The 9,593-nt window shown below is 72.4% G+C and carries 10 protein-coding genes; 6 read left to right on the plus strand and 4 right to left on the minus strand.

The window, feature by feature from the left end; translation table 11 throughout:
• Positions 1-360: 360 nt before the first annotated feature.
• Both ACFVGY_RS33320 and ACFVGY_RS33325 read right to left on the minus strand, forming a co-directional pair.
• Entirely contained in the window at positions 361-591 is a 231-nt protein-coding gene (locus tag ACFVGY_RS33320) for a hypothetical protein (protein ID WP_385684824.1), read from the minus strand.
• Positions 588-773, minus strand: coding sequence for a hypothetical protein (locus tag ACFVGY_RS33325; RefSeq protein ID WP_385684827.1), 186 nt, complete (start codon positions 771-773; stop codon positions 588-590). Before ACFVGY_RS33325 ends, ACFVGY_RS33320 begins: the two co-directional genes overlap by 4 nt.
• Positions 774-1,081: 308 nt before the next feature.
• Here ACFVGY_RS33325 and ACFVGY_RS33330 point away from each other — a divergent pair, with 308 nt between their 5' ends.
• Positions 1,082-1,660: a DUF5919 domain-containing protein gene (locus ACFVGY_RS33330; RefSeq protein ID WP_385684851.1), complete on the plus strand. Its 579-nt coding sequence runs from the start codon at positions 1,082-1,084 to the stop codon at positions 1,658-1,660.
• A gap of 543 nt (positions 1,661-2,203) precedes the next feature.
• On the opposite strand, the gene ACFVGY_RS33335 is transcribed toward ACFVGY_RS33330, so the two are convergent.
• Positions 2,204-3,205, minus strand: coding sequence for a DUF5937 family protein (locus ACFVGY_RS33335; RefSeq protein ID WP_385684830.1), 1,002 nt, complete (start codon positions 3,203-3,205; stop codon positions 2,204-2,206).
• A 116-nt stretch (positions 3,206-3,321) separates the two neighbouring features.
• Between ACFVGY_RS33335 and ACFVGY_RS33340 the strand changes: the two genes are divergently transcribed.
• The 4 genes from ACFVGY_RS33340 to ACFVGY_RS33355 all read left to right on the plus strand — a co-directional run bounded on the left by ACFVGY_RS33340 (position 3,322) and on the right by ACFVGY_RS33355 (position 7,364).
• Positions 3,322-4,605, plus strand: coding sequence for an MFS transporter (locus ACFVGY_RS33340; RefSeq protein WP_385684833.1), 1,284 nt, complete (start codon positions 3,322-3,324; stop codon positions 4,603-4,605).
• Positions 4,606-4,626: 21 nt separating this feature from the next.
• On the plus strand, positions 4,627-5,136 hold the full coding sequence (locus tag ACFVGY_RS33345) for a MarR family transcriptional regulator (protein ID WP_360635698.1): 510 nt from the start codon (positions 4,627-4,629) through the stop codon (positions 5,134-5,136).
• Between the two features lie 109 nt (positions 5,137-5,245).
• Entirely contained in the window at positions 5,246-5,575 is a 330-nt protein-coding gene (locus ACFVGY_RS33350) for a DUF3817 domain-containing protein (RefSeq protein WP_385684836.1), read from the plus strand.
• A gap of 88 nt (positions 5,576-5,663) precedes the next feature.
• Entirely contained in the window at positions 5,664-7,364 is a 1,701-nt protein-coding gene (locus ACFVGY_RS33355) for a methylmalonyl-CoA mutase (protein ID WP_385684839.1), read from the plus strand.
• A 135-nt stretch (positions 7,365-7,499) separates the two neighbouring features.
• Here ACFVGY_RS33355 and ACFVGY_RS33360 read toward each other — a convergent pair whose 3' ends face one another.
• A complete protein-coding gene (locus ACFVGY_RS33360; RefSeq protein ID WP_385684842.1) occupies positions 7,500-8,129 on the minus strand; it encodes a TetR/AcrR family transcriptional regulator in 630 nt (209 codons plus the stop codon).
• Positions 8,130-8,447: 318 nt separating this feature from the next.
• Here ACFVGY_RS33360 and ACFVGY_RS33365 point away from each other — a divergent pair, with 318 nt between their 5' ends.
• Positions 8,448-9,449 carry a tetratricopeptide repeat protein gene (locus tag ACFVGY_RS33365; protein WP_385684845.1) on the plus strand — a complete coding sequence of 334 codons (1,002 nt, stop codon included), beginning with the start codon at positions 8,448-8,450 and terminating at the stop codon, positions 9,447-9,449.
• The last annotated feature ends 144 nt before the right edge of the window (positions 9,450-9,593 follow it).

A 9,593-nucleotide genomic window follows, 5' to 3' on the forward strand; every position in this document is an offset into this window, starting at 1 on the left:
GCCCCGGAACCCGGGCGGTCCCGTGCGGCCTCGATCGCCGGCGGGCCTGAAGCACGGGGTCGGCCCTCGCCCCGCCCGACTGACGCGCGCCGCGACAGGGGACGGGGCGCTGATCACTGTGTGCGCACCGGGCAAGGGGCGCGGGTGCGCGTGAAGTGCTCCGGTCGATGACCACGCGGGGAGCCGCGCTCTTGCCGGGGCGACGCGCCGGGCATGTGGGCGGTCCGCGCGGTGTGAGCGCACCACGCCGATCGGGTCGGGCGCCAGCGGGCATACCGGATCACCGGACCGGACGGCCGCGGCGGGGGCGGGGCGGCCGAGCCTCGTCGATCACCCGGACCGTCACCCGGGCACGGGCGCTCACGGGACACGCTCCACCACGGCCACTTCCGAGAACTCCCGGAGGAAGGTCATGTGCCCCGTCCGCCCCGTGTGCCCGATGCACATGTCGGTGCACACGTCCGCGTTCCCGGTCGGCGTGGAAGTCCACTGACAGTCCGGGTTCAGGCACCGTGCCGTGGCCGTCGTCTCCGCCGACGGGTGGCGGTGCATCACGTACGGGACGTAGCGCAGCACGGCTCGAACGGTCATGCCGAACCCCGTTCGCGGGCGTGGTTGCGCAGCTCGCTGCGCAGCAGTTCGGCGGCGTCCAGATTGCCGACCGCTTCGGCCAGCTTCAAGTCGGCGTCCAGCGCGCGGCACACCCCGCACTCATGGCCGGGAGGCTCCGGGCCCTCCGGCCGGGTCGCTTCCTGTCGTGCTGCCGTCGCCATGTCGCACCTCCGCGTCACCTGCCCGGACGGTGCCATGTTCGTCCCCCGTCCGGGACGTATCCGCCCCGTGGCGCGGACAGTTGAGATGTCCGGCAGTACGCTGCGAGAAAGCCCAAACGTCCCTGGGGGAGCCCTTGAACACGGCCTTACGAGACGCTATGGCGGCGGCGAAGGTGACCCCCCGGCAACTGGCGACCCGAGTGGGCGTGACGGTCAAGAGCGTGGAACGCTGGATCGCTGACGAGGCACTCACGCCGCACGCGCGAAACCGACACGACACGTGCCGGGTGTTGGGAGTGGACGAACAGATGATCTGGCCAGAGGCAGTCACCACCCGAGTCAAGGTCGGCAATGACCGCGAGCTGGTCCACTCATACCCGTACCGCTCTGCCTGCCCGTCCACCGTGTGGACCCGACTGGTCGACGACACGACCCGGGACATGTTCCTCAGCGGCTACACGAACTACTTCTTCTGGACCCAGGTACCGGACTTCGCGGGCATCGTCCGGCGAAAGGTCGAGAGCGGGTGTCGGGTGCGCTTCCTGGTCGGAGACCCAACGGGCGAGATCACTCGCCAACGGGAAGAGATCGAAGCGGCTGCCCTCACGGTCTCCACGCGCATGCGGATCACGCTAGAGCATCTGGCCCGACTCGGCCCCATCGAAGGGCTGGAAGCACGGTTCAGCGCTGCTTCCGACGCCGTGAACCACGTCGGACTCAGCGTCTTCCGGTTCGACCAGCACGCGCTTGTCACGCCCCATCTGGCCCGGGTCATCGGGCACGACTCCCCGGTGCTCCACCTCCGCCGCCAGGGCGACGGCGGGCTGTTCGACCGGTTCAGGGACCATGCCGAGGAACTGTGGGAGCGGGGGCGCCCCGTTCAGTAGGGGACGTGGACAGCATGTGCCGGCGGGGTCGAAACCCGTACGGCTCGGAGTGCCACCACGCTCCGGTCCCAGAGCAGCGCCTGTCTCAGGAGCCCGTCCCTCCTCCCCGCAGGGTCGCTTTCGGGCGGTGGCGGAGCCGTTTCCGCTGGCCAGTTCCGAGCAAGGCCTGGCGCCGAACGCCGAAACGGAGGAATGCCACCGGCCTGACGCCCCGCCGGAGCTCCGTCGCCCAACGCGACTCCAAGCGTTGTGAGTTCGGCGGTCCCGGGGCCCGGGGTCCTGGCCATGGTCGATGGATCCTGGGGGATCGGAATTCGGGACGGCGTGCTGTGCGGTGTCGGGGGGCCGGGCGGGCCCTGTCGCCGGCCCACGAGGCGCTGACGGCGGGCGGTCTGGCTGCCTGCGCGGTGCTCGCGGACGCCGCGGGCGGGCCTCGCCCCCGCGTGACAGCCCGTGCGGAGTCCTTGCCGCCGGTCACGCCGGTAGGGACGGACGCCTGGCCGGTCCGGCTGCACCCTGCGGCGGGCGGCACCGGCCGCCGCGTCACGAAGGCGGGGGTGTGCCCGTCGCCAGGGCGATGCCCAGGGGCGTGCGCTCGTACAGGACGTGGTGGCCGTGACGGGACGACAGGAGCAGGCCCGCTCCCTGGAGCGCCTTCAGGTGGTCGGAGACCGTGGCGGGCGCCAGCTCGAGGCGCCGGGCCAGCGCGGTGGTGGAGGCCGGCTCGTGCAGTGCGCACAGCACCTCCGCGCGCCCCCGGCCGAGCAGCCGGGCCAGGGCCCGCGGGGCCGGGCCCGCCGGAGCCGTCCACAGGGCGCCGATGCCCCGCGCCGGGTAGACCAGCGTCGGCTGCCAGGGCGGGTCGTAGCCGCCGACGACCTCCGGCCAGACGAACGCGCTCGGCATCAGCAGCAGCCCCTGCCCGTCCAGGCCGCGGTCGTGGTGGCCCGGCTTCCGGATGGTCATGGTGTTGCCGGACCAGCCCAGGTCCGGGTGGAGCCCGTCGAACAGCGCTTCCAGGCCGCCCGCCGCGAGCCGCCGCGAGTGGAACAGGATGTCGGCTTCCAGGAGCGCCCGCAGCCTCGGCCAGTGCGGGGCGATCAGCGCCGCCCAGGCCTGTTCCAGCAGGTCGGCCAGTTCCCGCACGGCCCGCGCCGGATCCGCGAGCATCCGCCGGCCGGCCGCGCTCTGCGCCGCACCCGGGGTGCACACCAGGGACCGCCGCAGGTCCTCGCGTACGCCCTCCGGATCCGCGGAGCCGGCCGCCCGGACCCGCGCCAGCTCCTCCTCGAAGGTCACCGACGGGCCGATCGGCGGCGGGCTGAGGAAGTCCGGGTGGTGGCCGGCGCGCGGCATCAGCAGCCACAGCGGCCCCAGGTCCAGCCCCTCGGCTGCGGCCCGGATCTGCCGCAGCCAGGGCAGGTGGTAGGCCTGCCGGTGCGGGCGCATCAGGGTGCGCACCGCTTCCTGGGTCTCCCAGCGGGGCGAGATCGAGAACCGGCAGCGCAGCAGGTCGGCCGGCTCGAAGCGGAAGTGGAAAGCCATGGTCCCCCTCGTGACCCGGTGATCCTTATCCTTCGTGATCCTCCGGTTCCTCGGGAGTGATTCGGGCAGCGGCGAATCACTGCCGCGGCCCTCCGTGGCCCCGCAGGGTGTCGGCCATGGCCACCACCACCGACCGGCAGGCCGCCCGCGGCGGCTACGGCCCGGTCTTCCGGGTCCGGGAGTTCCGGTACGTCTTCGCCGCCCACCTGCTGTCCGTCCTCGGCATCGTCGTCGCCGAGATATCCCTGACCGTCCTCGTCTTCCGCGCCACCGGTTCGCCCCTGATGAGCGCGCTCGCCTTCGCCCTCGGCTTCCTGCCGTACGCCCTCGGTGGCACCCTGCTCGCCCCGCTCGCCGACCGCCACCCCGCCCGCCGCGTCCTCACCGCCTGCGACCTCCTGTGCGCCGGCTGCGCCGCCGTCATGGTGCTGCCCGGCACGCCCGTCGGCGCGCTCCTCGCGCTGCGCGCCGCCATGGCCTTCGTCGCCCCGCTGTTCCAGGGCACCCGCAACGCCTCCCTCGGCGACGTCCTGGGCACCGGCGACGCCTTCGTCCTCGGCCGCTCGCTGATGCGGATGGTCGCCCAGAGCGCCCAGCTCCTCGGCTTCGGCCTCGGCGGCCTGTTGCTCACGGTCCTCGCCCCGCGCGCCGCACTCGGGCTGACCGCCGCCGGCTTCCTGTGCTCCGCCCTGCTGCTGCGCTGCGGCACCCGGGCCCGGCCCGCCCGGGGCTCCGCAGGTGCAGGTGCAGGTGCCGGTGCCGTCGGCGGTGCCGCCCGTACCTCGCCGCTCGCGGGGATGCGGGCCGTTTTGGGCGACCGCCGGCTGCGGGCCCTGACCCTGCTGTTCTGGCTGCCGCCGGTCTTCACGGTCGTCCCGGAGGCGCTGCTCGCCCCGTACGCCGACGCCATCGGCGCGGGCACCGCCGCGCTCGGGGTGATGATGTGCGCCCTGCCCATCGGCACCATCACGGGTGAACTGTGGGCCGGCTCGACGCTCGGCCCGGCCGCCCGCGCTCGGCTGGTGGCCCCGCTCGCCGCCGCCTGCCTGCTGCCCCTCCTCGTGTACGCGGTCCGGCCCGGCGTGCCCGTGGTCCTCGCCGCACTGCTGGCCGTCGGGCTCGCCCACGCCCACACCCTCGGCCTCGACCAGTGGTACGTCGACGCCGTCCCCGAGGAGCTGCGCGGCCGGGCGATGACCCTGCTCGGCACCGGCCTGATGACCCTCCAGGGGGTGGGCATGGCCCTGGCCGGCCTCGCCGCCGAGTTCGTCCCGGTCCACCTGGTCGTCGTCGGCGCCGCCGGCATCGGGACGGTGGTCGTCCTGCTCCTGCTCGCCGAGCTGCGCTCCGCCACCCGAGCGAGCGGACCGAGGAGTGAGACGGGGCACATCGCCAAATGACCGCCCGGTAGGGTCATATACGTGTCCAAGCCGCTCAGCCTCCCCTTCGACCCCATCGCCCGCGCCGACGAACTCTGGCAGCGGCGGTGGGGGCCGGCGCCCTCGATGGCAGCCATCACCTCGATCATGCGGGCGCACCAGATCCTGCTCGGCGAGGTCGACGCCGTGGTCAAGCCGTACGGCCTGACCTTCGCCCGGTACGAGGCGCTCGTGCTGCTCACCTTCTCCAAGGCCGGCGAGCTGCCGATGTCGAAGATCGGCGAGCGGCTGATGGTCCACCCGACGTCCGTGACGAACACGGTGGACCGGCTGGTGAAGTCCGGGCTGGTGGCCAAGCGCCCCAATCCCAACGACGGCCGCGGCACCCTGGCGAGCATCACGGACAAGGGGCGCGAGGTCGTCGAGGCGGCCACGAAGGACCTGATGGCGATCGACTTCGGGTTGCACACCTACGACGCCGAGGAATGCGCCGAGATCTTCGCGATGCTGCGGCCGCTGCGGGTGTCCGCCGGGGACTTCGAGGAGCGGTAGGCCCGCGGCGGCGGGGCCGCCGTGGTCCTGCTCACACCGCCCGCCGGCCGCCTGCGGCTTCGCGCTCCCGGCGTCGGCGGGGCCGGGAGCCCCCGCTACGCTCGTAGCCATGAAACGAAGCGTGCTGACCCGCTACCGCGTCATGGCCTACGTGACCGCCGTCATGCTGTTGATCCTCTGCGGCTGCATGGTGGCCAAGTACGGCTTCGACACCGGCGCCGGCCTGACCTTCGCCGTGTCCCAGGCCCACGGTGTGCTCTTCATGGTCTACCTGGTCTTCGCCTTCGACCTGAGCTCCAAGGCCCGCTGGTCCTTCGGCCGGATGCTGTGGGTGATGCTGTCCGGGACCATCCCGGGCGCCGCGTTCTTCGTCGAGCGCACGGTCCGCGCCGACATCGAGCCGCTGATCACCGACGACCTGGCCACCGCCGACGCGTAGCGGCCCGGCCGCAGCAACCGAACCCCGGGGAGAAGCTCCCCGGGGTTTCCCATCGACATTTACTAGGACGTCCTAGTAAATTCGAAGCATGGACGCTGACGCCATCGAGGAGGGCCGCCGCCGCTGGCAGGCCCGTTACGACAAGGCCCGCAAGCGCGAGGCCGACTTCACCACGCTCTCCGGCGATGCCGTCGATCCGGTCTACGGTCCCCGGCCCGGCGACGCCTACGAGGGCTTCGAGCGCATCGGATGGCCGGGCGAGTACCCGTACACCCGCGGTCTGCACGCCACCGGCTACCGCGGCCGCACCTGGACCATCCGCCAGTTCGCCGGCTTCGGCAACGCCGAGCAGACCAACGAGCGCTACAAGATGATCCTGGCCGCCGGCGGCGGCGGGCTCTCCGTGGCCTTCGACATGCCGACCCTCATGGGCCGCGACTCCGACGACGCCCGCTCGCTCGGCGAGGTCGGCCACTGCGGCGTCGCCATCGACTCCGCCGCCGACATGGAGGTCCTCTTCAAGGACATCCCGCTCGGCGACGTGACGACCTCGATGACGATCTCGGGCCCGGCCGTGCCCGCCTTCTGCATGTACCTGGTGGCGGCCGAGCGGCAGGGCGTGGACCCCGCCGTCCTCAACGGCACCCTCCAGACGGACATCTTCAAGGAGTACATCGCCCAGAAGGAGTGGCTCTTCGAACCCGAGCCGCACCTGCGCCTCATCGGCGACCTCATGGAGTACTGCGCCCGGGGCATTCCGGCCTACAAGCCGCTGTCCGTCTCCGGCTACCACATCCGCGAAGCCGGGGCGACGGCCGCGCAGGAGCTCGCGTACACGCTGGCGGACGGCTTCGGCTACGTGGAGCTCGGCCTCTCCCGCGGCATGGACGTCGACACCTTCGCGCCCGGCCTGTCCTTCTTCTTCGACGCCCACCTCGACTTCTTCGAGGAGATCGCCAAGTTCCGTGCCGCCCGCCGGATCTGGGCGCGCTGGATGAAGGAGGTCTACGGCGCGAAGAACGAGAAGTCGATGTGGCTGCGCTTCCACACGCAGACCGCCGGCGTCTCCCTGACGGCGCAGCAGCCGTACAACAACGTGGTGCGCACCGCCGTGGAGGCCCTCGCGGCCGTCCTGGGCGGTACGAACTCGCTGCACACCAACGCCCTCGACGAGACCCTCGCCCTGCCCAGCGAGCAGGCGGCCGAGATCGCCCTGCGCACGCAGCAGGTGCTGATGGAGGAGACCGGCGTGGCCAACGTGGCCGACCCGCTGGGCGGCTCCTGGTACGTCGAGCAGCTCACCGACCGCATCGAGGCCGACGCCGAGAAGATCTTCGACCAGATCAAGGAGCGCGGCCTGCGCGCCCACCCGGACGGCAAGCACCCGATCGGGCCGATCACCTCGGGCATCCTGCGCGGCATCGAGGACGGCTGGTTCACCGGCGAGATCGCCGAGTCGGCCTTCGTCTACCAGCGCGCGCTGGAGAAGGGCGACAAGCGCGTGGTCGGCGTCAACGTCCACCACGGGTCGGTCACCGGCGATCTGGAGATCCTCCGCGTCAGCCACGAGGTGGAGCGGGAGCAGGTGCGCGTGCTCGCCGCCCGCAAGGAGCGCCGCGACGACGCGAAGGTGCGGGCCTCGCTGAAGGCCATGCTCGACGCCGCCCGCGACGGGTCGAACATGATCCCGTCCATGCTGGAGGCGGTGCGTGCCGAGGCCACGCTCGGCGAGATCTGCAACGCGCTGCGCGACGAATGGGGCACCTACACGGAGCCCGCGGGCTTCTAGCCCCCGCACACCCCGGCGCTGCCCGACTTCCCCCGGGGGGCCGCCGGAAGCAGGACGAAGGCCGGCCGCGGTGCCGCTGCCCTGAGGCAGCCGCGGCCGGCCCTCTTCCGTACCGGGGGGCCCGCGACGGATCGATCAGGCAGGTCCGGCGCCCGCGCGCAGGCCGTGCATCAGCAGGGCCGTGAAGGCGGCCGCCCACACCTCGTCCACCGGCTCCGAACTGACCAGCGCGCGGTGCACCACGGTGCCCGCGATCACGTCGAAGACCAGGTCCGTGGAGCGGCCGGCGAGGGCGGCGTCCTCCTCGTAGGGGAGCTCCCCGCGTGCCTGGGCCCGTTCGCGGCCCAGTACGACGAGACGTTTCTGCCGGTCCACGATCGCGGACCGGATCCGGTCGCGCAGGGCCTCGTCCCGCGTGGACTCGGCGACGACCGCCATCAGCGCCGTACGGGCCTCGGGGCGCCGCAGCAGCTTCGCGAACTGCAGGACCACGTCCTCGACGTCGGCTTCGAGGGAGCCCCGGTCGGGGAGTTCGAGGGAGTCGAAGAGCTCCGCGACCGCGTCCACGACCAGCTCGTTCTTGCCCGCCCAGCGGCGGTACAGGGTGGTCTTCGCGACTCCGGCCCGGGTCGAGACGTCGCTCATCGTCAGCTTCGACCAGCCCAGCTCGACCAGTGCGTCCCGTGTCGCGGCGAGGATCGCGGCGTCCGCGGCGGCGCTTCTGGGGCGGCCCGTGCGGCCGCCGGGGGAGCTGGGGCTGTGCATGGCGCAGAACCATACCCGCCAGTAGTGGAACCGCCGGGCGCTCGGACGTGTGCTTCAGATCACGGGACGCGTGTGCACCCGCGGGGTACGCGGAGGCGCACGGGGAGTTACGCTACGGCTCGTAGCGTAAGAGCGACAACCACGCGAAGGGCTACCGGCGCCAGGTGGGGACCCGGCGCCACCACAGCACAGCCACACGGCAGTTCAGGCACGACAGCAGCACCGGACCGTTCGACCGCGGGCCGGACCGGCTGCGGCCGGCAGCGTAATTCGGCCGATCTTTTTCGTCGGCGCGCACACAGGGGGGAGGATGTACGCATGCAGCCCAGAAACATGTCCATGAGCGGCGTCGTCGACCTCGCCGCGGTGAAGGCGGCCGCCGAGGCCAAGGCGAAGGCCGAGCAGGCGCGGGCCGAGGCGGCCCGACAGGCCGCCCAGGGCGGTGCGCCCGCGACCGGCGGCGCGGTGCCCCCGTCGGCGCTCGTGATCGACGTCGACGAGGCCGGATTCGAGCGCGACGTCCTCCAGCTCTCCTCCGAGGTCCCGGTCATCCTGGACTTCTGGGCCGAGTGGTGCCAGCCCTGCAAGCAGCTCAGCCCCGTGCTGGAGCGGCTGGTCGTCGAGGCGAACGGCCGCCTCGTCATGGCCAAGATCGACGTCGACGCCAACCAGATGCTGATGCAGCAGTTCGGCATCCAGGGCATCCCCGCCGTGTTCGCGGTGGTCGCGGGCCAGGTACTGCCGCTGTTCCAGGGCGTGGCGCCCGAGCAGGAGATCCGCGCGACCCTCGCCCAGCTGGTGCAGGTCGCCGAGGAGCGCTTCGGCCTCATCGGGATCCAGGTGGACCCGAACGCCGAGGGCGGCACCCCGCACGGCGCCGCCGACGACGAGGCCCCGGCCGGACCACACGACGCGCTGCTGGAGGCGGCCGTGTCCGCGCTCGACGCGGGTGACCTGGCCGGCGCGGTGCAGGCGTACGGGAACGTCCTGGCGGAGGACCCGGCCAACACCGAGGCGAAGTTGGGCCTGGCGCAGGCCGAGCTGCTCGCCCGGGTCAAGGACATGAACCCGTCGGCCGTGCGCGCCAAGGCGGCCGAGAACCCGAAGGACCCGCAGGCCCAGATCGACGCCGCGGACCTGGACATGGCCGGCGGCCACGTGCAGGACGCCTTCGGCCGCCTGGTCGACACCGTGCGGGTGACCGCGGGGGATGACCGGAACGCCGTACGGGTACGACTGCTGGAGCTGTTCGAGGTCATCGGGGCGGACGACCCCCGGGTCTCGGCGGCGCGCACGGCGCTCTCGCGGGCCCTGTTCTAGGCGGCTCGCGGGCACGGCCCGCCGGGGGGCGGGCCGGGCGTCCATTTTTTTTCACAGTGATAAAAAACGGCCGCGCCCGGCGCTTATAAACAAAAACGAGCCCACCCGACCAAGCGTAAACTGGGGTTGGGGGGTGGGGGGGTT

The sequence above is a fragment of the Streptomyces sp. NPDC127106 genome (genome assembly GCF_042677605.1).
In the GTDB taxonomy this organism is placed as follows: domain Bacteria; phylum Actinomycetota; class Actinomycetes; order Streptomycetales; family Streptomycetaceae; genus Streptomyces.